Origin of the sequence: Metabacillus indicus, from assembly GCF_046603695.1 — a bacterium.
Taxonomy (GTDB): domain Bacteria; phylum Bacillota; class Bacilli; order Bacillales; family Bacillaceae; genus Bacillus_P; species Bacillus_P indicus.
Window position 1 is genome coordinate 1,423,617 of the sequence record NZ_CP176757.1, and the last position, 26,556, is coordinate 1,450,172.

26 protein-coding genes are annotated in these 26,556 nt (G+C 44.7%); 19 read left to right on the top strand and 7 right to left on the bottom strand.

What is annotated here, in order from left to right; translation table 11 throughout:
• Window positions 1-34: 34 nt before the first annotated feature.
• Window positions 35-976, bottom strand: a complete 942-nt coding sequence (locus tag ACK1LH_RS07060; protein WP_029565391.1) for a S8 family peptidase — start codon at window positions 974-976, stop codon at window positions 35-37.
• A 189-nt stretch (window positions 977-1,165) separates the two neighbouring features.
• Here ACK1LH_RS07060 and ACK1LH_RS07065 point away from each other — a divergent pair, with 189 nt between their 5' ends.
• Entirely contained in the window at window positions 1,166-1,906 is a 741-nt protein-coding gene (locus tag ACK1LH_RS07065; RefSeq protein WP_029281918.1) for a TspO/MBR family protein, read from the top strand.
• Window positions 1,907-2,545: 639 nt separating this feature from the next.
• On the opposite strand, the gene ACK1LH_RS07070 is transcribed toward ACK1LH_RS07065, so the two are convergent.
• Entirely contained in the window at window positions 2,546-3,013 is a 468-nt protein-coding gene (locus ACK1LH_RS07070; protein ID WP_029565392.1) for a hypothetical protein, read from the bottom strand.
• Between the two features lie 84 nt (window positions 3,014-3,097).
• Window positions 3,098-4,546 carry an aldehyde dehydrogenase gene (aldA, locus tag ACK1LH_RS07075; RefSeq protein ID WP_411334858.1) on the bottom strand — a complete coding sequence of 483 codons (1,449 nt, stop codon included), beginning with the start codon at window positions 4,544-4,546 and terminating at the stop codon, window positions 3,098-3,100.
• A 177-nt stretch (window positions 4,547-4,723) separates the two neighbouring features.
• Between aldA and ACK1LH_RS07080 the strand changes: the two genes are divergently transcribed.
• The 11 genes from ACK1LH_RS07080 (at window position 4,724) to ACK1LH_RS07130 (ending at window position 16,538) form a co-directional block, all read left to right on the top strand.
• Complete coding sequence (locus tag ACK1LH_RS07080; RefSeq protein ID WP_029281912.1) at window positions 4,724-5,302, top strand: TerD family protein; 579 nt, start codon at window positions 4,724-4,726, stop codon at window positions 5,300-5,302.
• Window positions 5,303-5,317: 15 nt separating this feature from the next.
• Window positions 5,318-5,983: a vWA domain-containing protein gene (locus tag ACK1LH_RS07085; protein ID WP_029281910.1), complete on the top strand. Its 666-nt coding sequence runs from the start codon at window positions 5,318-5,320 to the stop codon at window positions 5,981-5,983.
• 338 nt (window positions 5,984-6,321) lie between these two features.
• Complete coding sequence (murQ, locus tag ACK1LH_RS07090; protein ID WP_411334859.1) at window positions 6,322-7,230, top strand: N-acetylmuramic acid 6-phosphate etherase; 909 nt, start codon at window positions 6,322-6,324, stop codon at window positions 7,228-7,230.
• A 12-nt stretch (window positions 7,231-7,242) separates the two neighbouring features.
• Window positions 7,243-8,100, top strand: a complete 858-nt coding sequence (locus tag ACK1LH_RS07095) for a MurR/RpiR family transcriptional regulator (RefSeq protein ID WP_029281906.1) — start codon at window positions 7,243-7,245, stop codon at window positions 8,098-8,100.
• A gap of 24 nt (window positions 8,101-8,124) precedes the next feature.
• A complete protein-coding gene (locus ACK1LH_RS07100) occupies window positions 8,125-9,495 on the top strand; it encodes a PTS transporter subunit EIIC (RefSeq protein WP_029281904.1) in 1,371 nt (456 codons plus the stop codon).
• On the top strand, window positions 9,492-10,502 hold the full coding sequence (locus ACK1LH_RS07105; protein ID WP_411334860.1) for a MupG family TIM beta-alpha barrel fold protein: 1,011 nt from the start codon (window positions 9,492-9,494) through the stop codon (window positions 10,500-10,502). Before ACK1LH_RS07100 ends, ACK1LH_RS07105 begins: the two co-directional genes overlap by 4 nt.
• Before the next feature lie 28 nt (window positions 10,503-10,530).
• Window positions 10,531-11,883 (top strand): penicillin binding protein PBP4B, encoded by a 1,353-nt coding sequence (gene pbp4b, locus ACK1LH_RS07110; RefSeq protein WP_029281900.1) that lies wholly within the window; start codon window positions 10,531-10,533, stop codon window positions 11,881-11,883.
• 20 nt (window positions 11,884-11,903) lie between these two features.
• Window positions 11,904-13,823 carry a glycoside hydrolase family 3 protein gene (locus ACK1LH_RS07115; RefSeq protein ID WP_411334861.1) on the top strand — a complete coding sequence of 640 codons (1,920 nt, stop codon included), beginning with the start codon at window positions 11,904-11,906 and terminating at the stop codon, window positions 13,821-13,823.
• A 23-nt stretch (window positions 13,824-13,846) separates the two neighbouring features.
• The gene (locus ACK1LH_RS07120) at window positions 13,847-15,088 is read left to right on the top strand and encodes an exo-beta-N-acetylmuramidase NamZ domain-containing protein (RefSeq protein ID WP_411334862.1); all 1,242 of its coding nucleotides are present in this window, start codon (window positions 13,847-13,849) and stop codon (window positions 15,086-15,088) included.
• 735 nt (window positions 15,089-15,823) lie between these two features.
• Window positions 15,824-16,342, top strand: a complete 519-nt coding sequence (locus ACK1LH_RS07125; RefSeq protein ID WP_051827032.1) for a GNAT family N-acetyltransferase — start codon at window positions 15,824-15,826, stop codon at window positions 16,340-16,342.
• A 58-nt stretch (window positions 16,343-16,400) separates the two neighbouring features.
• A complete protein-coding gene (locus ACK1LH_RS07130; protein ID WP_161781192.1) occupies window positions 16,401-16,538 on the top strand; it encodes a hypothetical protein in 138 nt (45 codons plus the stop codon).
• Between the two features lie 44 nt (window positions 16,539-16,582).
• Here the strand turns inward: ACK1LH_RS07130 and ACK1LH_RS07135 are convergent, their stop codons facing one another.
• Window positions 16,583-17,212, bottom strand: coding sequence for a YitT family protein (locus tag ACK1LH_RS07135; protein ID WP_029281890.1), 630 nt, complete (start codon window positions 17,210-17,212; stop codon window positions 16,583-16,585).
• A gap of 233 nt (window positions 17,213-17,445) precedes the next feature.
• Here ACK1LH_RS07135 and ACK1LH_RS07140 point away from each other — a divergent pair, with 233 nt between their 5' ends.
• Complete coding sequence (locus tag ACK1LH_RS07140) at window positions 17,446-18,306, top strand: STAS domain-containing protein (protein ID WP_081870114.1); 861 nt, start codon at window positions 17,446-17,448, stop codon at window positions 18,304-18,306.
• A gap of 30 nt (window positions 18,307-18,336) precedes the next feature.
• Here ACK1LH_RS07140 and ACK1LH_RS07145 read toward each other — a convergent pair whose 3' ends face one another.
• On the bottom strand, window positions 18,337-19,158 hold the full coding sequence (locus tag ACK1LH_RS07145) for a glycerophosphodiester phosphodiesterase (RefSeq protein WP_029281886.1): 822 nt from the start codon (window positions 19,156-19,158) through the stop codon (window positions 18,337-18,339).
• Window positions 19,159-19,286: 128 nt separating this feature from the next.
• Between ACK1LH_RS07145 and ACK1LH_RS07150 the strand changes: the two genes are divergently transcribed.
• The 5 genes from ACK1LH_RS07150 (at window position 19,287) to ACK1LH_RS07170 (ending at window position 22,988) form a co-directional block, all read left to right on the top strand.
• The gene (locus ACK1LH_RS07150) at window positions 19,287-19,979 is read left to right on the top strand and encodes a response regulator transcription factor (protein WP_029281884.1); all 693 of its coding nucleotides are present in this window, start codon (window positions 19,287-19,289) and stop codon (window positions 19,977-19,979) included.
• On the top strand, window positions 19,976-21,334 hold the full coding sequence (locus ACK1LH_RS07155) for an ATP-binding protein (RefSeq protein WP_411334863.1): 1,359 nt from the start codon (window positions 19,976-19,978) through the stop codon (window positions 21,332-21,334). The genes ACK1LH_RS07150 and ACK1LH_RS07155 overlap by 4 nt, the downstream gene beginning before the upstream one ends.
• Before the next feature lie 51 nt (window positions 21,335-21,385).
• Window positions 21,386-22,075 carry a PepSY domain-containing protein gene (locus ACK1LH_RS07160; protein WP_411334864.1) on the top strand — a complete coding sequence of 230 codons (690 nt, stop codon included), beginning with the start codon at window positions 21,386-21,388 and terminating at the stop codon, window positions 22,073-22,075.
• 145 nt (window positions 22,076-22,220) lie between these two features.
• Complete coding sequence (locus ACK1LH_RS07165) at window positions 22,221-22,766, top strand: PepSY domain-containing protein (RefSeq protein ID WP_282033312.1); 546 nt, start codon at window positions 22,221-22,223, stop codon at window positions 22,764-22,766.
• A 135-nt stretch (window positions 22,767-22,901) separates the two neighbouring features.
• Complete coding sequence (locus ACK1LH_RS07170) at window positions 22,902-22,988, top strand: YjcZ family sporulation protein (protein WP_035206476.1); 87 nt, start codon at window positions 22,902-22,904, stop codon at window positions 22,986-22,988.
• Window positions 22,989-23,260: 272 nt separating this feature from the next.
• On the opposite strand, the gene ACK1LH_RS07175 is transcribed toward ACK1LH_RS07170, so the two are convergent.
• Window positions 23,261-24,781 carry a flotillin family protein gene (locus ACK1LH_RS07175; RefSeq protein ID WP_411334865.1) on the bottom strand — a complete coding sequence of 507 codons (1,521 nt, stop codon included), beginning with the start codon at window positions 24,779-24,781 and terminating at the stop codon, window positions 23,261-23,263.
• A 10-nt stretch (window positions 24,782-24,791) separates the two neighbouring features.
• Window positions 24,792-25,331 (bottom strand): NfeD family protein, encoded by a 540-nt coding sequence (locus ACK1LH_RS07180; RefSeq protein WP_411334866.1) that lies wholly within the window; start codon window positions 25,329-25,331, stop codon window positions 24,792-24,794.
• Window positions 25,332-25,467: 136 nt separating this feature from the next.
• On the opposite strand from ACK1LH_RS07180, the gene ACK1LH_RS07185 reads away from it, so the two are divergent.
• A complete protein-coding gene (locus ACK1LH_RS07185; protein WP_411334867.1) occupies window positions 25,468-26,550 on the top strand; it encodes a CdaR family transcriptional regulator in 1,083 nt (360 codons plus the stop codon).
• Window positions 26,551-26,556 lie beyond the last annotated feature (6 nt).

The window sequence follows — 26,556 nt, forward strand, 5'->3', positions numbered from 1 at the left end:
AGAGCCATCATCTTATGCGGATGATGGCTCTTGATTATTCTTCTGAATCTCCTTCGGCAGCATCCCGGAGCAGATCAGGCGCTGTCAAGTAGAGCAGTCCATTGCCTTCGAGCGTCTTTGGATTTCCATAAGGAATTGTACGCTTAATGAGCTGGGCGTATAGTTCAGCTTCAGTCAGCGTCCTGTCAAATTCTTTTTCTTCCAGCTCTTTAATTAAAGCAAGTGCACCTGAAACGTGCGGAGTGGCCATAGAGGTACCGCTGAATGCAGCATATTCCCCGCCAGGTATAGTAGAAACAATCCTTTCACCAGGTGCAACTAAGTCAAGTTCATTATTGGAATTGGAAAAAGGGGAAGATGCCCTGTTAAATCCTACTGAGCCAACCGAAATCACTTCATTATATGAGCCGGGATAAGAATACTCGGAAGTGCCCCCGTCCTGATCTCCTTCATTTCCCGCAGCACAAACGACGGATATCTGATTCGCAACGGCTTTTTTTACAGCCTTGCGCAGCTCAGAATGATCAGACGGTCCTCCGAGTGACATCGAAATAACATCAACTTTCTGTTCAATGGCGTAAAGAATGCCTTTCACAATCCAGTCGTACTCACCGCTTCCTGTATCTCCTGCCAGCACTTTTACAACGAGAATTTTTGCCTGCGGGGCAACTCCCACATATTTTGATGCGGCAATTGTTCCCGCTACGTGAGTGCCGTGGCCGTGGTAATCGGTCACCCGGTTTTGGTCCCCGTTGTCATCGGTCGTAAAATTACGCCCTCCTGCTATATTGCCGCGCAGATCAGGGTGATTGATGTCACAGCCTGTATCAAGCACTGCGATCGTTATGCCCCTTCCGCGGACTCCCTTTTCCCAGATCTTTGGGGCTTGAATCATTTCCACACCTTCAGAATTGGTTTTCACATTTTTAACAACCGGGCCATATTTATGGGGGAGCAGCCTTACTTGTCCTCTCATCTCTCCCTCTCCTTTACTCGTAATGCTTTAGGTATATGATGGCGTGAGCAAAAGCATGATGAATGACGAGAAGAAACTCATGACTCGTTCAAAACTCCCAAATGTGCTTTGCTTATTTTAATTTGACTAATTAAGGGTATGAAAAAAAGACAGGCAAAATACACTAATTGTGAAAAGGAGGAGGTCATCATGAAGAGATTTTCCGGTTTTGCCCTTCTGAATGCGGCGGGATATGTTCTCGTCATTGTTGTTAACTATCTGGCAAATGCCCTGCCGCTCAATGGACAGACATCTGCAGAGGTGTCTGACAGTATCCCGGTTTTGTTCACGCCTGCAGGCTATGCATTTTCCATCTGGGGACTGATTTACCTGCTGCTTGGAATTTGGACGGCAAGACAATTTTTTGTGAATGAAGAAGAACGCATGAACTATGCAAAGATTGGCATTTGGTTTTTCCTGAGCTGTATCTTTAACAGCCTATGGCTTTTTGCTTTCCATTATGAACTGTTTCCGGTCTCGCTGCTTGTCATGCTGGGACTGCTGATTTCCCTGATTATCGTGTATACGCGCATTCAGCGTTTACCAGAACGGAAATGGCTCATGAGAACACCGTTTTCGATTTATCTAGGCTGGATTTCAGTTGCAACAATCGTAAACTTTTTCATTTTCTTTTATACGGCAGGCATTGAATCATTCCTTGGCTTGAATGAGCTCGCCTGGGCAGTTATTATGCTGATTGTCGGAGCCGTGCTTGCCGTCTGGTTTACATTCAAAAATGATGATGTCTATTATCCGCTTGTCTTCATCTGGGCATATATTGCCATTTATGTGATGCAGGATCCGGCTGCCATCAAAAGAACAGTTGTCATAACGGTGATCGTCATTGCAGCGGCTGTTCTGTTAAAACTTATTCAAAAGCTTCGGAAATAAGAAAAGTGATGCTGGAACTTAACGATTTCAGAGATGAAAAACACCGAACTAGGATATAGCTAGCTCGGTGTTTTTTTCGTGTTAAAGTACAGGACTAGAAGAGGGTGCCGCCACTTTTATCAGACATGGAACCTCGTTTGTGGCGTTATTAGAGGTAGTGCTGCCACTTTCATCGGAAGAGGAACCTCATATGTGGCGTTATTCGAGGTAGTGCTGCCACTTTCACCGGAAGAGGAACCTCATTTGTGGCGTTATTCGAGGTAGTGCTGCCACTTTCACCGGAAGGGGAACCTCGTTTGTGGCGTTATTCGAGGTAGTGCTGCCACTTTCATCGGAAGAGGAACCTCATATGTGGCGTCATTCGCGATAGTGCTGCCACTTTCACCGGAAGAGGAACCTCGTTTGTGGCGTTATTCGAGGTAGTGCTGCCACTTTCATCGGAAGAGGAACCTCATATGTGGCGTCATTCGCGATAGTGCTGCTACTTTCATCGGAAGAGGAACCTCATATGTGGCGTCATTCGCGATAGTGCTGCCACTTTTATCAGAAAAGGAACCTCATTTGTGTAGTCATACCCTGAAACAGCATCAATTTTAAGAATATTTTCAAGTGAACTACCGACATGTTTTCTCCCAGCCCCTAGGATGATTCTTTTTTAAAACTTCCTTCCAGTACCTTCTGATAGCCGTAAATCAAAGCTGCATAGGAAACCGAAAGTGCAAAGAGGCAGTGCTTATTTAATTTCTTCAGCTTATATAAACCTGTTTTTTCGAAAACGTAGGTGAGAGGATAGGCCAATAGGAAATCCATGGCCGCATTAAGCAGCATAAACCTCCAAAATTTTCCGTATGTAAGGTGGAATATCCAGAGGGTTCCTGAAATGAACGGGCCGAATATAAAGCTCAGATCTCCCCATAAGCGGTTTTTCTTTCCTCCTTTAATCGTCCAAAGCTGATAAGGCCCTGCGATCATTGTTTCAACCGCCAACAACAATGAGACAAGAAAAGAGGCAGGCGAAAAGCGAAGGATGGAAGCGGGCTTTAATAAGAACAGGCTTCCCCAGGAAAGAATAAGAATGATGATTCTGATCGGTTTTGAATAGGTCACAAAAAATCCCTCCTGTTATTCATCATGCTCGAATGGGGGAGGAATTATGAAAAAACGTCCAGACAATTGCCTGAACGTTTTTTGTTATGCTTTTTTGTCGTCATACTGCATGTAAACGGCGTGTGTGACAGTGAAGTCTTCAATCCCGTGTTTGCCGTCTGCTCCGCCAAGCCCTGATTTACGCAGGCCGGCATGATAGCCTTGAATGGCTTCGAAATTTTCACGGTTAATGAAGGTCTCGCCGAACTTCAGTTCATTTGCTGCACGCATGGCTTCGTGGACATTATCTGTATAGATGGACGATGAGAGGCCGTAATCAGAATCATTTGCAAGCTCGATTGCTTCATCAAGCGTTTTATACGTCATAATCGGAAGAACGGGTCCGAAAATTTCTTCCTGGATGATTTCTGAATCCTGACTGACATTTGTTATGACGGTAGGTTCATAAAAGAATCCTCCGGATATGTCAGCCCGCTTTCCGCCAGTAAGAATTTTTGCCCCGCTGTCAACAGCATTATGAACCATCTTTTCAACCGTTTCCAGGCGGTCCTTGCTGACGAGCGGTCCCATTTCAGACTCTCTGTCTGCAGGCATTCCAACCTTTGTATCTTTCATAGCTACTGTCATTTTCTCGATAAATTCTTCAGCAACATCCTCATGCACATACACACGTTCCGCATTTGTACAAGCCTGACCGGAATTTGTGATTCTCGACTGTTTGATGCTCTTAACGGCAGTCTCGAGATTTGCATGCTTCGTCACGATGGCAGGTGCCTTACCGCCAAGCTCCAGGTTCACCTTCGTGATGTTTTGGGCAGCTGCTTCCATAACCTTTGTTCCTGCTTTCACGCTGCCGGTCATGGTAATGATGCCAACCTTAGGGTGAGAGGCCATCACGTTTCCGATTGTCGAACCTTTTCCGGTAATGAAATTGTAAACGCCGGGAGGAATATCTTTCATTTCATCAATGATTTTTGTGAACTCAGCTGCGGTATTTGGTGTTTGCTGGCTTGGTTTGAGAACAATGGTGCAGCCTGTAATAAGAGCGGTTGCGACTTTCCTTGCCAAGATGAAAACAGGAAAGTTCCATGGGACGATTCCCGCAACAACGCCTATCGGCTTCCTGAACATCAGGATGTTTTCATTCGGACGGTCACTCGGAATGATTTCCCCTTCAATCCTGCGTGCCCACTCGGACATGTAGTAAAAGTAGTCAATTGCCGTATCAACCTCACCGCTTGCCTGCTGATATGGCTTTCCCTGTTCCTCCATCAGTAGTTCAATAAAGGTTTCACGCCGTTCCTTCAGCCTGTCCCCAAGAGCTCTGACGATTTTTCCTCTATCTGCTGAGGGGACTTTTTCCCATTGCTTCTGAGCTTTGAATGCCGCTTCAATCGCTTTGTTTGCATCTTCTTCTGTACCTGCAAAAATGGCTGAAATGACTTCCTCTGTCGCCGGATTTACGACTTCAATTGTTTCATCTGAAGTTGAATCCATGTATTCTCCGTTAATATATAATTTATGCCGTTTCATAGTGATCCTCCTTCAATTTCAATCTAGTAGACTGTTCCACTCATGGTTATCCCTTAAACATGAGAATCTTTTTGAATGTGCAGCGAAAAATTGGAAATTGAAACTTTTTTGTGCTAGATTCGTAGTACAATAGAAGCAGACTTCCTTTAATGGAAAATATTTTTAGGGGTGATCAACTTGTCAATTTCATTATCAAAAGGACAGCGCATTGATCTTACGAAAACAAATCCGGGTTTAACAAAAGTGATTATCGGTCTTGGGTGGGATACGAATAAATATTCAGGCGGCAGAGATTTTGATTTGGATGCGTCGGCATTTCTTGCAGATGGAAATGGAAATGTACAGAACGATCTTGATTTTATCTTTTATAACAATTTAAAGAGTCCAAATGGGGCAGTTGAACATACAGGGGATAACCGCACAGGTGAAGGAGACGGGGACGATGAACAGATGATCATTGATTTTTCCCTGATGCCTTCTCACGTTGAGAAAATCGGCATTACCGTTACCATTCATGATGCAGAAGCCCGAAGCCAGAACTTCGGCCAGGTTTCCAATGCCTTCGTGCGCGTTGTAAATGCAGACAACTCTGAAGAAGTGCTGCGCTATGACCTCGGTGAAGACTTCTCAGTCGAAACAGCAGTAGTTGTATGCGAATTGTACAAGCACGGCCAGGACTGGAAGTTCAATGCAATCGGCAGCGGCTTCTCAGGAGGACTCGCTGCATTATGCCGAAACTACGGACTTGATGTCTGATAGGAGGCTGTGAACATGAGCACAATCAATTTGATGAAAAAAACGGCCGGTATCGTTCTTGAGAAAAAAAAGCTTACAGGTGTCGTCGCAAGAGTAGGTCTTGTTCTTGATATTTCCGGTTCAATGCGGAGCCTCTACAAGGATGGAACCGTGCAAAAGGTGGTTGAGAGAATTCTTGCAGTGGCAAGCCAGTTTGATGATGACGGAATGCTTGACGTCTGGGTATACGACAATGAATTTACAAGACTTCCATCAGTCACAGAACGAGATTTCGAAAACTATGTAAACAGAGAGATTCTTTTTAACGATTCTATACATAAATTCGGGCGCAACGATGAACCGCCGGTCATGTTTGATGTCATGACAAAATATTTAAAGGAAGAGCCGAGCAGTGATCCTGCGTTTGTCGTGTTTATAAACGACGGAGGCTGTAAAAGCACAATTAAAAAACCGGTTGTGTCATCTTCTGATAAGCCGCTTTTCTGGCAGTTTGTCGGGATTGGAGATTCCAATTTTAAAGTGCTTGAAAATCTGGACACAATGGAAGGCAGGTTCATCGACAACGCAAACTTCTTCCATGTGCAGAACATCGATGCAATGACAGATGAAGAGCTTTATGACCGTTTACTGAATGAGTTTCCGGACTGGATCAGAGAAGCAAAGGACAAACGAGTATTGTGATTTTGAGGCCACAGGGCATAATCCTGTGGTCTTTTTTTTCTGTTCTGATTGAAAAATCATTCCTTTTTCCTGTTTGCTTATGTGAATCTGCATACAAACCAATCTTTTTTCATGCCCCGCTCACAAAAAACGAATCAAAAGACCCGTAAAATTGTGGGCATTTACATAATTTACAATTGAGAAAACAGGTCGGCACCTCTTGCCGTCTAGTCATAAAAGCGCTATCATGGACGTATAATCTGAAATGTAATTTCAAAAAAGTTAAGTTTAAATTGAAATTATGTTTATATTAAAATATACTGAATAGTAAGAATTTTGTTAGGGGGCAACATCCTTTTATGGAAAAACAGCTGCGTTCATTAACGACAGAATTGAGAAATGAACAAACAATGAAGATCGACAGCGCAAGCACGCTTGAAATCCTCTCGATCATGAATAACGAGGATATGAAAATAGCGGCGGCAGTACAAGAAGTTCTTCCTGAAGTGAAGGCGGCCGTAGAGTTTACCTATGAATCTCTTAAAAAGGGAGGCAGGATCATTTATATTGGTGCAGGCACAAGCGGCAGGCTCGGAGTCCTCGACGCTGTCGAATGCCCGCCGACCTTCAGTACATCACCGGATACAGTCATCGGGCTGATTGCCGGTGGGGAACGAGCTTTTGTTAAAGCGGTAGAAGGAGCAGAAGACAGAGAAGATTTTGGAGTAAATGATTTAAAATCCATCCAGCTCACAGCTAATGATACGGTAGTAGGCATTGCCGCAAGCGGAAGAACGCCTTATGTTTACGGAGGCCTTCAATATGCAAAAAGCATCGGGGCTAAAACAGTCGCTCTTTCATGCAACAAAGATGCGAAAATTTCTGAAGCGGCGGAAGTCGGTATAGAAGTGATTGTTGGGCCTGAAGTTGTAACGGGTTCAACAAGAATGAAAGCGGCTACTGCCCACAAGATGGTTTTAAACATGATCTCAACAGCATCCATGATCAAAATCGGAAAAGTGTATGAAAATCTGATGGTTGATGTGAATGTGAGCAACTACAAGCTCAAAGAACGGGCCGTCAGCATCATCCAGACGTTAACTGGATCAGATTATGAAACGGCAAAAGAGACTCTTGAAAAAGCGGAGCTGAAAGTGAAGCCGTCCATTGTCATGATTAAAGCGGGAGCCGCGTATGACGAAGCATCTGATTTATTGCTTCGCGCAGACGGAGATGTCCGAAAAGCCATCTCACTTCATGAAGGGTAAGGAGCGAAAGCTATGACAACCGGTGCTCTCTCCATTATCCAAACGATGCTTTCCAAGCTGCCGCAATCTGAACAAAAGCTTGCCGAATATATTCTCAAACATCCGCACGAAGTGGTAAACAGCACCGTAAGCGAGCTCAGCACATCGGCAAAGACAAGCGGGGCAGCTGTTGTCAGGCTCTGCAAATCACTTGGACTCAGAGGGTTTCAGGATCTGAAAATGAGAATTGCCGGCGACTTGATGAAGTCTGTTGAACAAGGCTACCGTGATATTGAGCCTGGTGAATCTCTTTACAGAGTTGTTGAGAAAACGACAAGCAATACGATTCAGATTATAAGAGATACAGCGGAGATTATTGATCATGACAATCTGAAAATGGCAATCAGCATGCTCATGAAGGCGAAAAACGTTCACTTCTGCGGGGTAGGCGCATCAAACATAGTCGCGCAGGATGCCCAGCAAAAGCTGATCCGCATCAACAAAGGAGCAACTGCCTTTACAGATATGCATCTTGTTGCAACATTAATAGCAAATGCACAGCCGGACGATGTGCTTTTCGCCATTTCGTTTTCGGGTGAAACGAAGGAAATCGTCAATGTGATGAAACTTGCAAGAGAAAGAGGAGTGAAAACGATTGGGCTTACCCATTTCGGGCAGACGACTGTTTCCTCACTCAGCGATGTCTCGCTTCATACTTCTTTCTCAAATGAAGCTCCATTCAGGAGCGCCGCGACGTCATCACGGCTTGCGCAGCTTTATATGATTGATATTTTATTCCTCGGAATGGCGACCGAGCAGTATGATGAGACCGTTCGATATATTGACAATACAAGAGCGGCGATCAAATCAATGACAGAAAAAATGAAATAGGCACAACAAAAGGGGGATTACAGAATGGCTAAGGGGAATAACAGAAACTTACTCATTGCCGAGCAGCTGCTTGAGCATCTTGGAGGAGCAGAAAACGTCAGTGCTTCTACACACTGCATGACTAGGCTTAGAGTTTCTCCGTATGACAAATCAAAAGTAAATATGGATGCCATTAAAAAAACAGACGGTGTTCTCGGGGTTGTAGAGGAAGAGACGATTCAGATCATTCTTGGACCTGGAGCTGTCAACAAGGTTTCGGCCGAGTTTGAAAAGCTGCTTGCTTCAGCGGACGGATTCGACTTAAAGGATGCCGCATCGAAAAACAAGTCGGAAATCGATAAAAAGAATGCAAAGCCTTTTAAACTGTTCCTCAGAAGAATTGCAAGCATCTTTATTCCGCTGATTCCGGCACTTGTCGCATCCGGGTTGATTACCGGTATTACAAAAGCAGTTGTCCAGGCAGAGTGGCTTGCAGCCGATTCACAGCTGGCCATTATTTTAACTGTTATAGGTTCAGGATTGTTCGCTTACCTAGGAATATTAGTCGGTACAAACGCGGCAAAAGAATTTGGCGGTTCGCCGGCGCTTGGCGCACTCGCAGGTATTCTGGTCATTAACCCCGCAGTGGGCGATATTGCCCTGTTCGGCGAAAATCTTCTTCCTGGACGCGGCGGCTTAATCGGAGTCCTTTTCGCTGCCATCTTTATTGCTTTCGTTGAAAAGCAGGTTCGCAAATTTGTTCCGCAGTCTCTTGATATTATCATTACACCTACCATTGCACTTTTAATTACAGGGATCGTAACCTATATCGTATTCATGCCAGTTGGAGGTTTTGTATCTGATACGATCACAAAAGGACTTCTGAGCGTGCTTGATCTTGGAGGAGTAGTTGCCGGTTTTGTCCTTGGAGCTACGTTCCTTCCGCTTGTTGTAACAGGTCTTCATCAGGGTCTGACACCTGTACATCTTGAGCTGATTAATTCAATCGGCGATGATCCGCTTCTTCCGATTCTTGCTATGGGAGGCGCAGGTCAGGTAGGGGCAGCCTTTGCCATCTACTTCAAAACAAAGAAGAAAAGCCTGAAGCGCGCCATTGGCGGCGGTCTTCCATCAGGCATGCTCGGCATCGGCGAACCGCTGATCTTTGGTGTCACACTGCCTCTGGGCCGTCCTTTCCTGACAGCATGTCTTGGAGCAGGAGTAGGGGGAGCCTTCCAGGCGCACTTTGATATTGCGACAATTGCAGTCGGTGTATCCGGCCTTCCGCTGACATTCCTGGTTCACACAAACCAGATCCTTCTTTACCTTGCAGGACTCGCCATCTCTTATGCTGCAGGTTTCATCTTTACGTATCTATTCGGATTTAAAGACGAAATGGCAGCTGAGTTCAAGTGATCGGCATATCATTTTATCTTCAGGACCCGCATGCAGAACAGCAGATTCTGCATGCGGCAGTATCAGGCGTGAAGCGGGCGTTTACCTCGCTTCACATTCCTGAAGAAAAGGGAAATCTGAAGCAGAGGGCGGCAGAGCTTCTGGCACTTGCAGAAAACCATGACATTGAGATCCATGCCGACGTATCACCTTCCACACTAAAGCATCTTGACATACATAATTTTGAAGAGCTTTCTGCATTTGGTATCAGGGGAATCAGACTTGATGACGGATTCGATGAAGCTGCGATACAGTCACTGTCTGCCGTTTTTGCCCTTTCTATTAATGCGAGCACGATAACCGGGCCCGAGCTTGCATCTTTGCTGAAAAAAGGCTTGGAACCTCAAAAGACGATAGCATGGCACAATTTCTATCCGAGGAGAGAAACCGGTTTAGACGAAGAATTCTTTCATTCTCAAAATGAGCTGTTCAGAAAATACGGCATTGAGACAGCAGCCTTCATCCCCGGTACAGGGACAAAAAGAGGACCGCTGTATGATGGACTGCCAACTTTAGAGAAACATAGAAACATATCCTCCTATGCAGCCGGTGTTGAACTGCTTCAAAAGGTCGATCACGTCAATATAGGCGACCCGGGTACAGAAGACGGCCTGATAGAAAAATTGTCTCTTTATAAAAGACGGAATATTCTAACTCTAAGGGTTCATTCAGACCAGTTTACAGGCGGCTTTTATCAGTTTCGGCCAGATGCATCAAGAGATGTTTTCAGACTAAAAGATACGCGATTGGCTGAAGAGGTAAAACCATGCAATACGATTGAACGGCAAATAGGAATGATTACGATGGATAACAGCGGGTACGGCCGCTACAGGGGAGAAGTCCAGATTTGCAGGCGGGTCTTAAAAGCAGATGAAAGAGTGAATGTCATCGGAAAAGTGATAGATGAGGATTTGCCGCTTTTGAACCTTGCCCTGCCCGGACAAAAAGTGAAGATCGACGCGGTTTAAAAAAATACGGAAAACAAAGGGGAAACACATGAAAAAATGGACAGCCAGCGCACTTAGTTCGGTTCTTGCTCTATCGCTTATCGCACCATCTGCATCGTTTGCAGAAATCAAAGCCTCGCCTAAAGCTAAAACAGAGTACTCTGTTCTGTCGAAAGCAAAAAAACCTGAAGAAGCCGGTTTCTCTTCTGAAAAACTTGAAAAAGTAGACCAGCTGATTGAAAAAGAAGTCGCAGCCGGTTTTCCGGGAGCCGCTCTGATTGTCATAAAAGACGGCAAAATCGTAAAAAATGAAAGCTACGGCTACAAACAAAAATTTGACGGTCATACACCGCTTAAGAAATTTTTGAAGATGGAGAACGATACGCTGTTTGACCTCGCCTCCAATACAAAAATGTATGCTGCAAACTTTGCTCTGCAAAAACTGGCAAGCGAAGGAAAACTGGATGTTTACGACAAAGTTCAAACGTACATTCCGGAATTTAAGGATTCAGAGTCTGATGTGATCAAGGGCAAAGACACGATGCGCATTATTGATGTCCTGCATCACACAGCAGGATTTAAGCCTGACCCGCAATATCATAACCCTGCAGTATCAAAGGAACTGTATTCGCAGGAGCGGGAAAAAACAATTGCAAATATCAACAAGACGCCTCTTACATATGAACCGGGAACACAGAATATTTACAGCGATGTAGATTATATGCTTCTTGGCACGATCGTTGAAAAAATTACTGGACAAAAGCTTGATCAATACGTTGAAAACGAATTGTACAAGCCTTTGAAATTGAAGGATACAGTCTTTAATCCGCTGCAAAAAGGGTTTAAACCGAAGGAAATCTCAGCAACAGAACTTATGGGCAATACCCGCGACGGCGTCATCAGCTTCCCGAACATCAGAACATATACACTTCAGGGGGAAGTTCATGATGAAAAAGCCTTCTATTCAATGGAAGGTGTATCTGGACACGCAGGTCTGTTTTCAACAACACAGGACCTTGCCGTTCTTCTTCAAGTGATGCTGAATGGAGGAGGCTACGGAAACGAGAAGCTTTTTGACAGAGAGGTTATCGAAGAATTCGTAGAGCCTTCTGACATGAATGGCACGTACGGCCTCGGCTGGAGATTAAATGGAAACGACAGCATGGACTGGATGTTCAGCAAGTATGCAAGCGACAGCGCTTATGGTCATACAGGCTGGACAGGCACTGTCACGATTATTGATCCTGAGTATGACCTTGGCATCGTTCTTTTAACAAACAAAAAGCACTCTCCGCTCGTGAATCCGGCTGCAAACTCTAATCAATTCTTCGGAGATCTGTTTACAACAGGCAGCTATGGAAGTGTTGTAACAGCTGTTTATGAAGCTTTGGAAACCAAATAAAAAATAAGGGGATGGGTAACATGGGGAAAAAGAAATGGATATCCGCCGCTCTTGCAGCGGTCCTGTCAGTATCAGCTTTAGCCGGAATCAAGCCGGTTAAAGCATCGGCAGAAACAGATGTGAAAGCCATTGTAGAAAACATGTCCGTTGATGAAAAAATCGGACAGATGCTGATGCCTGATTTCCGCAACTGGAAAAAAGAAGGGGAAAGCACTGCGACAGGCTTCACGGTTATGAACGATGAAGTCGGCGGCATCATTCAGAAATATCACCTTGGGGGAGTCATTCTTTTCGCAGAAAACGTTGTCGGAACCGAACAGACAGCACGTTTAACAGACGGTCTTCAGCAGGCAAGCCCTGATATTCCGCTCTTCATTACAATTGATCAGGAAGGCGGGATTGTCACGCGTCTTCAGACAGGGACAAACCTTCCAGGCAATATGGCACTCGGTGCTGCAAGAAGTGAAAAATATGCCTATCAGACAGGTGAAATTGTCGGCAAAGAGCTTTCCTCTCTCGGAGTGAACGTTAACTTTGGTCCGTCGGTTGATGTGAACAATAACCCAGGGAATCCGGTAATCGGCGTCCGTTCGTTCAGTTCTAATCCGGAACTTGTTTCAAAGCTTGGCATCCAGACAATCAAAGGACTACAAAGCCAGAATATGGCCGCAACAACAAAGCATTTCCCGGGACATGGCGATACAGCGACAGACAGCCATTATGGGCTTCCTATCGTGACGCATGACAAAGAAAGACTTCGTGCTGTTGAACTCGCTCCTTTCCAAAAAGCCATTGATGAAGGCGTTGACATGGTCATGACGGCTCATGTTCAATTCCCGGCATTTGACGATACGACGTACATCAGCAAAAAAGACGGTGAGGAAATTCTTGTTCCGGCTACGCTTTCCAAGAAAGTTCTGACTGGACTGCTTCGCGAAGAAATGGGCTTTAACGGTGTCATCATTACGGATGCCCTGAATATGAAAGCCATCGCCGACAACTTCGGCCAGGAAGAAGCTGTTGTGCTTGCACTGAAATCCGGTGTGGATATCGCATTAATGCCTGCACAGGTAAATTCACTTGATATGGAGCAAAATCTTGCATCTGTCTTCAATGCTGTGAAAGAAGCGATCTCAGAAGGGGAGCTTCCGATTGAGCAGGTGAATGCATCCGTTGAGCGCATTCTTACACTAAAGGAAAAACGCGGCATCTTAACACCTGATTTAACTCCAATTGAGGAAAAAGTAGAAAATGCACTTGAAGTAGTCGGAAACAAAGATCACCTGAAAAAAGAAAAGAAAATGGCAGAAGATGCTGTCACCCTTTTGAAAAACGAAGATAAAACACTTCCTTTCAAACCGAAAAAAGGCGAAAAAGTATTGGTGCTTGCACCATTTGCGGATCAAGTAGAAGCGATGACACGCAGTCTTAAAGAATTAAAAGGCAAGAAAAAAGACGTTGAAGTCTCAGGATATGCTTTCTCCGGGAAAACATTCGGTCCTGAAACAGCTGCGATGATTGATAAAGCTGATTATGTCATTACTGGTTCCTATGTGGTGAAAAACGACCCGGCTGTAAACGACGGCGTCATTGACGACTCAGTACAGGATTCAAGCAAATGGGCAACGGCTTTCCCAAGAGCGGTCATGAAAGATGCACAGTCAAAAGGCAAAGATTTTGTCCTTATGAGCATGCGCAATCCGTATGACGCAGCAAATTTTGAAGAAGCAAAAGCTGTCATGGCCGTTTACGGCTTCAAAGGCTATTCAAACGGCGCATACAGACAGCCAAACATCCCGGCCGGAATCAGAACGATCTTCGGAGAGTCAAATCCAAAAGGCAAGCTTCCAGTCGACATTCCATCCGTCACAAATCCAGAAGAAACGCTGTATCCGTTCGGATATGGACTGGACATCCGCTCAGGCAAACAGCTTAAATAATCTGATCTAAGGGAGAGGCTGAAATGAAACGAATACTTGTGCTTATAACGGTACTGATGCTTGCAATCAGTGCATGGCCGGCTGATAAAGATGTTTCTGCCCATAAAGAGAAAAAGAAAAACAAAGTCACACCGGGTGTTGAAGTATTGCTGGAGGATGAGAAAGAACTTCTCAAGGGGAAAAAAGTCGGGCTGATTACAAATCCGACGGGAATAGATTCAAACCTGAACAGCATCGTTGACCAGCTGCATAACGATCCTGAAATTGAACTGACGGCCCTTTTCGGCCCTGAGCACGGCGTCCGCGGAGATGCTCAGGCCGGCTCATACGTCGAGTTTTATATCGACGAGAAAACAGGCCTTCCAGTATACAGTCTATATGGTAATACGAAGAAACCAACTCCTGAAATGCTTGAGAACGTAGAAATTCTTCTTTTTGACATCCAGGATGTCGGAACGCGCTACTACACATACATTTACACAATGGCTTATGCCATGGAAGCAGCGAAAGAAAACAACATTCCGATTGTCGTGCTCGACCGCCCGAATCCGCAGGGAGGGGACAGTGTCGACGGACCTGTCCTTGAACCGGAAGCAGCGTCCTTTATCGGACTTTATCCGATTCCGACTAAGCACGGCATGACGGTTGGAGAGCTTGCTTCTCTCTTTAATGAAGAATTCAACATCGGAGCCGATCTCACAGTCGTGAAAATGAAAGGCTGGAAACGCTCCATGGGTTACGATGACACAGGACTTCCGTTTGTTCTGCCTTCTCCAAACATGCCGACTGTGTCGACAGCATTTGTCTATCCTGCAACTGGTCTGATTGAGGGAACGAACCTTTCAGAAGGACGGGGTACAACAAAACCGTTTGAACTGATTGGAGCACCGTTCATCAACAGCACAGACCTTGCTGCGGAGCTGAACGCACTCAGCTTGCCGGGCGTGAAGTTCCGGGCTGCATCATTTACACCGATGTTCTCTAAGCATGCCGGCAAACTCAGCCACGGTGTAGAAGTCTATGTGACCGACAGAGAGGAATTTGATGCCGTGCCGACAGGCCTGCATATCGTCAAAACCGTCCATGACATGTATCCGGAAGACTTCGAGTTCTTATCAAACAACTTCTTCGACAAGCTGATCGGCAACACATGGACAAGACCGATGATCCTTGAAGGAGCAGCAGTCTCTGACATAACAGACAAATACAAAAAAGACCTTGATGCATTCAAAAAAGTACGAAAAGAATATTTGATCTATAAGTAAACGCAAAAAGGATGGAATCTTCGGATTTCATCTTTTTTGTTGCCCTCCAGCACTGTAAAACGGTTTGGGAGGGTAAGTAAGAGCCGGAATCGTACCCTCGGAAACCGTAAAACGATTTGCGAAGGTAAGCAAACAGGAGAAACGTACCCTCGAAAACCGTAAAACGATTTGCGGGGGTAAGCAAACAGGAGAAACGTACCCTCGAAAACCGTAAAACGATTTGCGAGGGTAAGCAAACAGGAGAAACGTACCCTCGAAAACCGTAAAACGATTTGCGAGGGTAAGCAAACAGGAGAAACGTACCCTCGAAAACCTTAAAACGATTTGCGGGGGTAAGCAAACAGGAGAAACGTACCCTCGAAAACCGTAAAACGATTTGCGGGGGTAAGCAAACTCGGAGACCGTACAACTAAAAGCATGTTCCCCCAATCTAACTGCAATCCAAATAAATAACCACAGGTTGCAGGATATATATGGAATACAGAGAATGTTTTAGTTAAGTAAACAGAATTCCTCTTCAACATTGCTGAAAAGGGAGACTTATTATGAGAGAACAGGTAAATATGAGGGCAGTGCAGCAATCATATCGCGAAAGAGAGAAAAAGAAGGCAGCAGAAAATAAGGAAATGCTCGGGGGCAGCCGCGGTTCTTTCCATCTTCTTGCTTTTTGCTTTTTTATTTTTTCATCAGTATCTCGTGTGGTAGCAAGAATAAAATGGAAAAGCGGTGGACATGTTGATTGAAACGAAGAGGTGTCAGGCGTCCCGGATCCGAATAGCAGACATAGAAGAAGTAAAACAGCTCTATTTAAACCCGGAAGTGCGCAAATATCTGGGAGGAGTTCGTGATGAAGAGTCGCTTGCGCCTATGATTGAAGCTGTAAAGGTCGCTGAAGGCCAGCTGCCTTATTGGGTTGTAAGGGAAAAAATGACTCAGCAGTTCATGGGTACTGTTTCTCTTGATGTGCACCATGAAGGCGTGCATACGGAAATCTCCTATCAGTTCCTGCCAAAATGGTGGGGAGCGGGGTATGCTTCTGAAATTGTCCGTGCCGTAATAACATATGCTTTTGAAGAGATGAATCTTCCGGTTATCCTTGCCGAAACGCAGACAGCCAATCTGGCATCATGCAAAATGCTTGAGAAGATTGGCATGAAGCTGGAACGTAACCTGGTGCGCTTTGGGGCACAGCAGTCGCTGTATGCTTTGGAGTCATGCAGCCAGAAAGAGAATCCGAGGATATTGTATAAATAGAGGAAGACTGCACCTGTTCCAATCATATATTAATGTATCCTTTGAGCGGAGGGGTTCGATGGATAAGAATGATGATAAGACAAAGGTGAGGGAAGATGCCTGGAACCGGACGGTTTACGGGAGTCCGACAATAGGGGGATTCATAGTCTTCGGAAGTATTGCTGCAGTTATTATTTATCAGTGGCTGTTTGGATGAAAACAAAAAGGAACCGGATTAAAACCCGGTTCCTTTTTGTTTTTTCAGGCTGTTGCCGAAACGCTGTTTTCTTCAGTTTCAGCATGGCCGCTTTCACGCTCGAGCGGAGCTTTTTTATGGTATCTTCCGAGAATTGCCGTCATGACGAAGATGGCAATGGCCGAGTAGATAATTTGCAGGGGACCGAATACAAGCAGTGCTGATCCGACAATCATCAGGTCGGTGATAAGCATGGTTCTGCCTGGGTTGAATCCGAATTTCTTCTCGAGAAAAATACAAAGAATGTTCATGCCGCCAAGTGACGATCCGTTTCTGAATAAGAAGATGAGACCGATTCCAATGGAGATTCCTCCAAGTATGGCTGCGATGACAGGATGCGGAAAATGGACAATGAATGTTTGCTGCAGAAATTCTGAGGTGATGGACAAGATGCTGACGCTGATGAACGTCCTTAGGGTAAATGCGATGCCCAGCTGTGTGACGGCAAGTGCATAAAAAGGCAAGTTAATGACAAAAAAAAGAGTTCCGAATGAGTAGGCTGAAAGGTGCTGTGCTACAATTCCCATTCCTGCCGTTCCGCCGATGACAAGCTCTGAGGATGATAGCAGATGAACGCCGAGCGACACGGCAAAACAGCCTGTGATGATGCTGATCCAGCGAATAACAATGTGCATGCTTTCCGTACGACTCCTTCTATAGATGATAAAACTCATTATACATGAAGATTCCAGGAAACCTTTTGTTATTGAAAAATGGAAATGTTATGAAAATTAATGGAGGCTGAATACGCTGAAATTCCTGTCACACAGATTTATTGTGTTTCATTTTTCATCATAATGGGTATTAGTGCTAGGTTCTTAGAACGAGAAAGATCAACGATGAAGTTCAGAAGGGCTGGTGAACAGAAGTGACAGACACGCTATTAGGTTTGAGCAAGCCGATAAAGAAATATTCAAATTTTGATGAAGCTTCTGAAAGCATACTTCAAATGATGAGCAAGTTCATTGAAATTAACACCTTGTTCATTGCGAAAAATGATCGGCAGCGTAATGAAATTGTGAAAGTTTTTAATAAGGATTCAGTACTCCTCGAGGAAGGCTCTGAGCTCCCATTCAGGGAAACATTCTGCAAGCTGAGCGTCGATCGGGGAAGAGAGGTTCTGATTATTCCGGATTTGGCAGGCAGCGGCTTGACGAAGGATCTGGATGTGACGAAAAATTTAGGCGGAGGATGTTTTATCGGTATTCCGATTTACTATGAAAACGGAGAGAATTACGGAACAATATGCGGACTGGATACAAATTCTCTTCCTTTTACAGATAAGCATGTCGAGCTATTTGAAACGATGGCAACCCTCCTTTCTTATGTACTTGAGCTTGACCGGGCGAACAAAGAAATTATTCACTTGTCAGCTCCGATTGTCCCAATCACTAAAGGAGTGGCTATTCTTCCGATCATTGGTGATATCAGCGAATACCGTGCAGAAAAGATCATACATACGGCACTTACCTCGAGTACAGATTTGTCATTAAACTACCTGATCATCGACTTATCGGGGATTCTTCAAATAAATGACGATGTGAGCGTTCATTTGCTTAACCTCGTCAGAATGCTTGAGCTGATCGGGGTGACACCTGCCCTTACAGGAATACGTCCTGATTTGGCGATGAAGGCTGTTCAGCTAAATCTTGATTTGGATAATATCCTGATTGGAGGAGATGTCGAGGGGGTTTTAAGTCATATCGGCTTTTCTCTGAACCGCAAATGAGTGTAACTTTAAAAGCATGAAGCCGCGGCTTCATGCTTTTGCTGGTTTTATATAATCAGGAAAATCGGTCGTAATGCCGTCCAAATCAAGCTGAAGAAACGCATTTGCAGATCTTCTGTCACGGATGGTGTAGGGAATGATTTTCATGTCATGTGCGTGAATGCGGGAAATCAGCTTTTTTGTCACCAGCCGTTTGTTTGGATTTACGTAGTTTGCATATTTTTTGAACTCTTCCAGCTGGGCATTTGAGATTCCCTTTGGTGTGAATTTTACGAGTACGCCAATTGGGACAGTCGGAGCGATATCATGAAACAGCTTCATTGAATTTGTATCAAACGACTGAACAATGATTTTGGGTTCACGGTTTTCAATGAGCCCCCTGCCTGCAAGCGCGTCATAGACTTTCTGCTCAATTCCGGGATAAAGGGCAGGGCTTTTGAGTTCAATCAGCAATCCGCATTTTTGAGGATACCGGTCGAGAACTTCATCAAACGTCGGGATGCGCTCCCCTGCAAAAACGGGATCAAACCAGCTCCCTGCATCTAAGGCCTGAAGTTCGCGACGGGTCAAGTCACGTACATTGCCTTTGCCGTTTGTTGTCCGCTCGACAGAATCGTCGTGGATCACCATCAGTTTTCCGTCTTTGCTCAGCTGGAGATCAATTTCGATAAAGTCGGCTTTCATGTCCATTGCCTTGTCAAAGGATGCCAGGGTGTTCTCGGGTGCATATCCCGAAGCTCCCCTGTGGGCAATTGTCAGCATGGATTTTGCTTGCCCGCGGTGTGAAATCTTTTTTATGAAATAAATAACTGCCAGTATAATGACTGCAGCAGCAATCACAATCGTTTCCATAAATCTGTCCCTCCCGTTCAAGCTTGTCTTTTTATAGTACCCCAGTTCAGGAATGTTTGCCAGCTGGATGGTAAGAGTTCTCATGGAACTGTGATATACTGCAAGTAAAAAAACACAGGGGAGTTCGTATGGAAAAAATTCTGGTCGTGGAAGATGAAGTGAAAATTGCGCGTGTTCTGAAGCTTGAGCTGGAATTTGAAGGGTACAGCGTCCATTCTGTACATGACGGCCTTGAAGCGCTCGAGGAAATCCGTTCTTCTTCATGGGACTGCATCCTTCTTGATGTCATGCTGCCCGGGGTTACTGGTTTGGAAGTGCTGAGACGGCTCAGGGCACAGGATGACCAAACACCGGTTATTCTTTTGACAGCCCGTGATACCCTGCCGGATAAAGTGAGCGGACTTGATCAGGGAGCAAATGATTATATAACTAAGCCTTTTCAGATTGAAGAACTTCTTGCAAGGATCAGAGTATGCCTTCGTTCAGCGAAGCCTGCTCATGTTCAGAAAGAAGCAGAAATTCTAAAGGCGGGAAATCTTATAGTGAACATAAAAACAAGGGACGTAACACGAGGAGATGACTCAATTGAATTAACTCCGCGTGAATTTGATCTTCTTGTGTATTTGCTTTCGCATAAAAATCAGGTTTTAAACAGGGAGCAGATTCTAAACGCAGTGTGGGGGTTTGATTACTACGGAGACACAAATGTTGTTGATGTGTACATACGGTACTTGAGAAAGAAAATTGACAGCGGCGATAATCAGCCCCTCATCCACACTTCTAGAGGGGTCGGGTATTCTATCAAGGAGCCAGCAGAATGAAAATCAGCCATAAAATCCAGCTGTTTTCAACGGTATGGATGCTGATTATTGTCCTTGGCATTCATGCGGCCATTTATTTTCTTTTTTTAACAGTCACTCTTGATCGCGAGGTTGAACGAACGGAGAAGCAGGCACATGCCGTTGCAGCAGCATTAAAGGAAGAAGACGGCAGAACGATGAATACAACGAATCTTTTAAGGGCTTATTTACCTGCAGATGGAATGATCCGAATCATTGACGAGTCGTCAAGGCAGCTTGCCACTGTTTCTAAAAAAGGAGAGTACCGTTCAGATTTTGATCCGGATTACTCAGCTTCTGAAAGTAGCGGCACTGTCAAATCTGATGGTGTCACCTTCTCAAGGGCTGCCATTCCTCTCATCTGGACGGACGGTGGAGTTGTCCAGCTTGAGGTGACAGAAAACCTTTCGCATGTTGATGAGGATATGGACCGGCTGAAGGTCGTCCTAGCCCTGGCTTCTCTTTTTGTGCTGCTGCCGATCTTTGCAGCGGGCAGCACATTAAGCAGAATCATCCTGAAACCCATTCACACGCTAATACAAACGATGGAAGAAATTCAAAAGAAAGAAACGTTCAAAAAAATAGAGACAAACAGCGGTTCAAAAAAAGATGAACTTCATCAAATGACCGAAACATTCAATAAAATGATCGGGCTGATTCAGACGAATTTTGAAAAACAGCAGCAGTTTGTGTCTGATGCAAGTCATGAACTGAAGACTCCTCTGACGGTCATTGAAAGCTATGCTAAACTGCTGAAACGATGGGGCACAAAAAAGCCTGAGATTATGGAAGAAGCGGTTGAAGCCATCTATTCCGAAGCAGTAAGAATGAAAGAAATGACAGCCCAGCTCCTCCTGCTTGCAGAAAATGATGCACACATGCAGGCTGAAACGAAAAGAACAGATGCAGCAGCTATATGCAGGCAAACAGGGAAAAGCCTGGAACAGGTATATCAAAGAAGGGTGGTCTATCACTTTTTCAAGCAGGAAGTGATGGTGTCTGCAGATGAGTTAAAGCTAAAACAGCTGCTCTTTATCTTACTTGATAATGCCTTTAAATACAGTGAAGAAGAAATTGAATGCACAATCGATCAAAAGGGGGACATGATTCATTTTTGCATCAGAGACCGCGGGATCGGCATCCCCCAAAAAGATCTCCCCTTTGTTTTTGAGCGGTTTTTCAGAGTGGATAAAGCACGTGCCAGGGGAACTGGAGGAACGGGCCTTGGCCTGTCGATTGCCCGGAAAATTGTTGCTGCACATAATGGCGAGATTCGGATTGACAGTTCAGAAGGACGGGGAACAGAAGTTCATGTGTATCTCCCTGCTTTCTCATGAAATTTTAATGTTTGGGGTTTATGCTGAACATATAGATTAAGGGGGGAGCTCATGCCAAACAAATGGACGGTGCTGATAACTTTCATTCTTTTAGCAGGTGCAGCATCACTGGCTGTTATGGTTTTTTTCAAGGACGAGCCTCTCACTGAAGCAGAGGCGAGAACACTTGTTAACAGCCAGTACTCTGGAACAATCACTGCACTCGAAGAGACACGGGCAGACGGAGAACATCTTTTCATTGCTGAACTTGAGGAAAAGGGAGCCCTGTACTCGGTGTCCGTCGATGCTGATGCCGGTAAAATTAAAGAACTGAAAAAAATAAAAGACGTTTATGAGAAAAGAAGTCTTCCTGTTACAACGGCAGAAGCGAAGGAAATTGCTGAGGAGCAATATCAAGGAAAGGTAGAATCATTGTCCTACGATGAACCTGAACAGGCTTACAGCATCCGGCTTGTAGCCGGCAAGGATGAAATTTCGCTGAAGATGGATGCGTCAAGCGGGAAGATACTATCTGAAGACCGGAAGACAATAGGTTCAAACAATCCGAAGGTGAAGCTGACAGAAGAACAGGCGATTGAAATTGCAAGGAAAGAAGCAAAGGGTGAGGTTGGTGATCTTGACCTTGAAGAGGAGGACGGCCGGCTATATTACGAGGTTGAAATTGAAAATGGCGAGAATGAGACAACCGTTCAAGTCGATGCTTTTACAGGAACTGTCCTTTCCGTTTCTGTTGAAGATTAAAAGTGAACCTTTTGCCATCAAAAGGTTCTTTTTTATCGTTTACACCAGAAACTAATCAATTTCTCATCAAATTCTAATCTTTCTCTCTCTTGTTTATCATTTTTCAGAGGTAGGATAAATGTATACAAACCAAGGAGGAATTCAGATGAAAAAAACAGCAGCTATTTTAACCGGAGCATTAATTGTCGGAGGAATCGGGGTAGGTTCACAGTTTATCACGCCTGGAGATAAAGCGCTGGCAGAAAAAACAGCAGAAGAACAAAATTTGAAAATCAGCTATGAAAAAGCAAAAGAAATCGTTCTGAAGGAGAAAAAGGGCAGTATATCAGAAATGGAGCTTGAGCAGGAGGCTGACGGCTGGGTTTATGAAGCCGAAGTGAAGTCAAAAGGAATAGAATACGATTTTACCATTAACGCCGATACCGGCGAAGTGACAAAAATGCATGAGGACGACGACAGCAGCGATGACGGCAGTGTAAATCAGGATGAGGTTAAAGTGACAATGGAAGAGGCCAAAAAGGCTGCTTTAAAAGAAGTGAAAGGCAAGGTCACTGAAGCGGAGCTTGAAAGTGATGACGGCCAGGCTGTCTACAAGTTTGAGATCGTGGCAGAAGACGGCAGAGAAGCTGAAGTTGAAATTTCCGCTGAAAGCGGAGAAACGGTCAAAACGGAATGGGAAGATAAAGACTGATATAAGTATCCCTCAGGGTGCCCTCAGGGCGTTTGAGGGATTTTCTCAAATCTCCACTCTTGTCCTATATCAATCTCTATCATTCTACATATTTTGATAAGGAAAGTGAATAAGAGGTGAAATGGAGGAAGAGACATGTCAGGTGGATACGAAAACGGCTTCGCGCTTGTAGTTGTATTGTTTATTCTTTTAATCATTGTAGGAGCGTCATTCTTCAACTAAGTATAACATGACAAAGAGAGGCTGCTGATGAGTAAGATCAGCAGCTTCTTTTTATGTTTACTGAGAGGCTGCAGCTTCGGTGCGGGGCGTATAAAGGCAATTGCTGATTTTTGGCGGAATTTGTTAAAAATGGACAAATTCCACATAGCAATCTCCTGTACGCTGAATAGGATATGCTATGAGAAAATAATTTTTCTCATAAGCCTCATGTTTGTAAGACACCTCTTCCTGCTTGCGCATGCCGACACCGGCATGCGCTTTTTTTGCGGCAATTATTCAGCTTGATCTATATCTTTTTGTCTTGATGAAAGCTGATCGATGCTTTGTCTGATATTCCCTTTGCCGGAATAGTTTTCGATCAGTTCTTTCATATCAATGCCGGATGATGCCTTCAGTGTTTCCTGCAGGGAGCTCATGAGATTGGTGGCATAGCCTGTGATTTTATTCGCCCCGCTGTTTTCTCCGCCGCCTCCAGTGTCCACGACAGTAATTTTGTCAATGTTGGACAGGGGCGCAGCTACTTGCTTGGCATATTCAGGAAGCATCTTCACAATCATATCGAGTACGGCTGCCTTGCCGTATTGTTCAAAGGCTTCTGCAATTTTTTCCTTAGCTTCAGCTTCTGCAAGTCCTTTGAGGCGGATGATTTCAGCTTCTGTTTCCCCTTGAGCACGCTCGGCTTCAGCCTTTGCGAGACCGTCCATGCGGATTCGTTCAGCTTCTGCTCTTGCAAGTGCCTCGATGCGGTATTGATTCGCGTCGGCATCTGCAAGCTGTTTCGCTTTTTCTGCTGCAGCGGCTTGTTCTACTGAATAACGGTCAGCGTCTGCTTTTTTCTTTACTTCAGAATCGTATTGAAGCTCGCGGCGCAGGATTTCTCTTTCTTCAAGCTCGATCTGCTTCTGGCGTTCAATGATTTTGACCTGCATTTCCTGTTCAGTGACCTTCTGCCGTGCTTTTGCCGCTTCAAGGTCATAGGCTTGGTCAGCGTTTGCTTTAGCCGTATCCTGGTCTCTTCTGTACTCTGCCATTTTCAGCTGATTCATTTTTTCAGCTTCTGCAATTTCTGTTGCCCTCTCAAGCTCTGATTTTTTTGCTTCTTTTGCTGCCTCAGCACGTTTAATGCGCGTTTCTTTCTCTGCTTCCGCTGTTGCAATATCTGCGTCCCGCTTCACCTGAGCGATACGGGGCTTTCCAAGTGAATCGAGATATCCGTTTTTGTCGCGGACATCTTTAATGGTAAAGGAGACGATGACAAGACCCATTTTTGCCAGGTCCTGAGAAGCGACCCGCTGTACTTCCTGTGAAAACTTCTCCCTGTTTTTGTAGATTTCCTCTACCGTCATAGAGCCAAGAATGGAGCGCAGGTGCCCTTCGAGGACTTCACGTGCCTCCTGCTCTCTGTCTGTTTTTGATTTCCCGAGAAATTGTTCTGCAGCGGTTGCGATCTCGCCTATAGAACCTCCGATTTTAATAATCGCGGTGCCGTCCGCCATGACCGGAACCCCTTGTTCTGTATACACTTCCGGAGTTGATACATCAAGCTTGCTTGACAGGAGGCTCAGCGGTTCAGCCTGCTGAAAGACAGGCAGCACGAAAGTTCCTCCTCCGCGTACAATTTTAATTTTATTGCTGTTTTCATCCATGTGGACATTTTTGCTGCCCAGATAGCTTCCCGTAACAATCAATGCTTCATCAGGTCCTGCAGTACGGTACTTGGCTACAAAAACGGCAAGCAGAGCGATTAGGACAAAAAGAGCAATTCCAGCAATGATAATGATAGTAGTTAACATAAAATACCTCCTAAAGTGTATCCTCGAATGGCTGATAGGGTGCTACATAGACGATGCTGTTTTTGCTTTCAATCACCAGTATTTTCGTGCCTCCGGCAATTGGTGTATGATCAAAGCTTGAGGCCGTTTTTGAAATGGACCCCACACTGCTTGTAAGCAGCACTTCTCCAAAGCCGTCTGCAGGAATAGATGTAATGACCTGTCCTGTTCGTCCTTTTAAATCCGATTCATGATAAGAAAGAGACTCTTCTGCAGATGACAAAGGGACAAGGACGAAAAAATGAAGAAGAGCAACAAGGACACCGGATGCCATAACGGAAAGAACAGCAGATAATATGGTAGAGAAGATCCCGGTTACTTCAAAGATGTATCCGCCCGCACAGAAGAATGTGATAAAAGCGAGAACAAGAGTGGGACTGAAAAAAGGGACGGCTTCGCTCATTCCTTCAAAGATGTCTCCGAAAAAGACGAAGAGAAGAGTCAGAACACCGGCAATAATGAGTCCTGCAAGGTAAATGCCCTCAATAGTATGAACTGAAATGCTGATCACCCCCTGACCGTTTTAAACTGCGGAAGAAAAAGAATAGGCCTTCAATCAGTAATACGCTCAATTTTACAGAAAGTTTCATTAATTCTAAATAATGGAGCTGTGGTAAGATAAATCAAAAATCAGCAGGTGAAAAACAATGAATGAAAAACTCGCAAAAGAAATCGTATCAAGAACAATGTCCATCATTCCATATAACATAAATGTCATGGACAAAGACGGCACAATCATTGGCTCAGGAGATAAGAAAAGGCTTGGAGACATTCATACGGGTGCAATAAGTGTCATTCAAACCGGGAAAAAAGCCGTTGTATCAGAAGAAGACGGCAAGAAACGGATGAAAAAAGGAGTCAACCTCCCAATCTATTTTCATCACGAATTAATTGGAGTCATTGGCATTACAGGGGATCCGGATGTGGTCGGGCCGCTCGGAGAACTTGTGAAAATGGCGGCAGAACTGACCGTTGAGCAGGAATATTTGTCCGATCAAATACGGTGGAATGAAACGTTGAGGCAGGAAACACTGATTCAGCTGATAAAAGGAGAAATAACGGACAGGAGAGAATTTGCAGAACGGGCGCAAAGGCTGCGGATTAATCTGGACATTGAAAGGCAGGCTATTGTCTTTATTTTAAAAGAGGATATGAACTTAAAGAAACGGAACATGTTCTTAAAACAGCTTGAAGCCGCTGCAGATGAAGATGGCTTGATTGTCATTCCGGGTGCTGGTGAAATTGTGCTTCTTAAAGACAGCCGCTCTAGTCAAAGCCCCGCATTTTTACTGAAAATGGCGGAATTCTCTCAGCAATATTCGCTTAGAGGGGCAGCGGGCTACGTTTATAAGGGATTTAACGGCACTGCCCTTTCGTATGAAGGTGCAAAGGAGGCCCTTGCTTCAGGAGGAGGGGGAGAAGGTTCATTTATTGACTATAAAGAAATGGCGCTGCCTGTATTGATTCGAAGAGGATATGACAGGCAAAAAGATGTTTACTTGCAGGATATTAAGAACACTTTTGAAGAAATGGACAAAAATGGGGAGCTTCTTGACACCCTGCGATTATTTTTCAATCAGAACGGAGATATGAACCATACAGCAGAAGAGCTGTTTATTCATCGAAATACACTAAGATACAGGCTGGATAAAATAGAAGAATCGACCTCTTTGAACCCGCGGAAAATGAAAGATTTACTGACGCTTTATACGGCATTGCTGGTTGTCTGATTGTGC

Coding starts and splice junctions, on each gene's coding strand:
- ACK1LH_RS07060 (WP_029565391.1), bottom strand. CDS start 976: ATGAGAGGACAAGTAAGGCTGCTCCCCCATAAATATGGCCCGGTTGTT.
- ACK1LH_RS07065 (WP_029281918.1), top strand. CDS start 1,166: ATGAAGAGATTTTCCGGTTTTGCCCTTCTGAATGCGGCGGGATATGTT.
- aldA (WP_411334858.1), bottom strand. CDS start 4,546: ATGAAACGGCATAAATTATATATTAACGGAGAATACATGGATTCAACT.
- ACK1LH_RS07085 (WP_029281910.1), top strand. CDS start 5,318: ATGAGCACAATCAATTTGATGAAAAAAACGGCCGGTATCGTTCTTGAG.
- murQ (WP_411334859.1), top strand. CDS start 6,322: ATGGAAAAACAGCTGCGTTCATTAACGACAGAATTGAGAAATGAACAA.
- ACK1LH_RS07095 (WP_029281906.1), top strand. CDS start 7,243: ATGACAACCGGTGCTCTCTCCATTATCCAAACGATGCTTTCCAAGCTG.
- ACK1LH_RS07100 (WP_029281904.1), top strand. CDS start 8,125: ATGGCTAAGGGGAATAACAGAAACTTACTCATTGCCGAGCAGCTGCTT.
- pbp4b (WP_029281900.1), top strand. CDS start 10,531: ATGAAAAAATGGACAGCCAGCGCACTTAGTTCGGTTCTTGCTCTATCG.
- ACK1LH_RS07115 (WP_411334861.1), top strand. CDS start 11,904: ATGGGGAAAAAGAAATGGATATCCGCCGCTCTTGCAGCGGTCCTGTCA.
- ACK1LH_RS07120 (WP_411334862.1), top strand. CDS start 13,847: ATGAAACGAATACTTGTGCTTATAACGGTACTGATGCTTGCAATCAGT.
- ACK1LH_RS07130 (WP_161781192.1), top strand. CDS start 16,401: ATGGATAAGAATGATGATAAGACAAAGGTGAGGGAAGATGCCTGGAAC.
- ACK1LH_RS07135 (WP_029281890.1), bottom strand. CDS start 17,212: ATGCACATTGTTATTCGCTGGATCAGCATCATCACAGGCTGTTTTGCC.
- ACK1LH_RS07145 (WP_029281886.1), bottom strand. CDS start 19,158: ATGGAAACGATTGTGATTGCTGCTGCAGTCATTATACTGGCAGTTATT.
- ACK1LH_RS07150 (WP_029281884.1), top strand. CDS start 19,287: ATGGAAAAAATTCTGGTCGTGGAAGATGAAGTGAAAATTGCGCGTGTT.
- ACK1LH_RS07155 (WP_411334863.1), top strand. CDS start 19,976: ATGAAAATCAGCCATAAAATCCAGCTGTTTTCAACGGTATGGATGCTG.
- ACK1LH_RS07160 (WP_411334864.1), top strand. CDS start 21,386: ATGCCAAACAAATGGACGGTGCTGATAACTTTCATTCTTTTAGCAGGT.
- ACK1LH_RS07165 (WP_282033312.1), top strand. CDS start 22,221: ATGAAAAAAACAGCAGCTATTTTAACCGGAGCATTAATTGTCGGAGGA.
- ACK1LH_RS07170 (WP_035206476.1), top strand. CDS start 22,902: ATGTCAGGTGGATACGAAAACGGCTTCGCGCTTGTAGTTGTATTGTTT.
- ACK1LH_RS07175 (WP_411334865.1), bottom strand. CDS start 24,781: ATGTTAACTACTATCATTATCATTGCTGGAATTGCTCTTTTTGTCCTA.
- ACK1LH_RS07185 (WP_411334867.1), top strand. CDS start 25,468: ATGAATGAAAAACTCGCAAAAGAAATCGTATCAAGAACAATGTCCATC.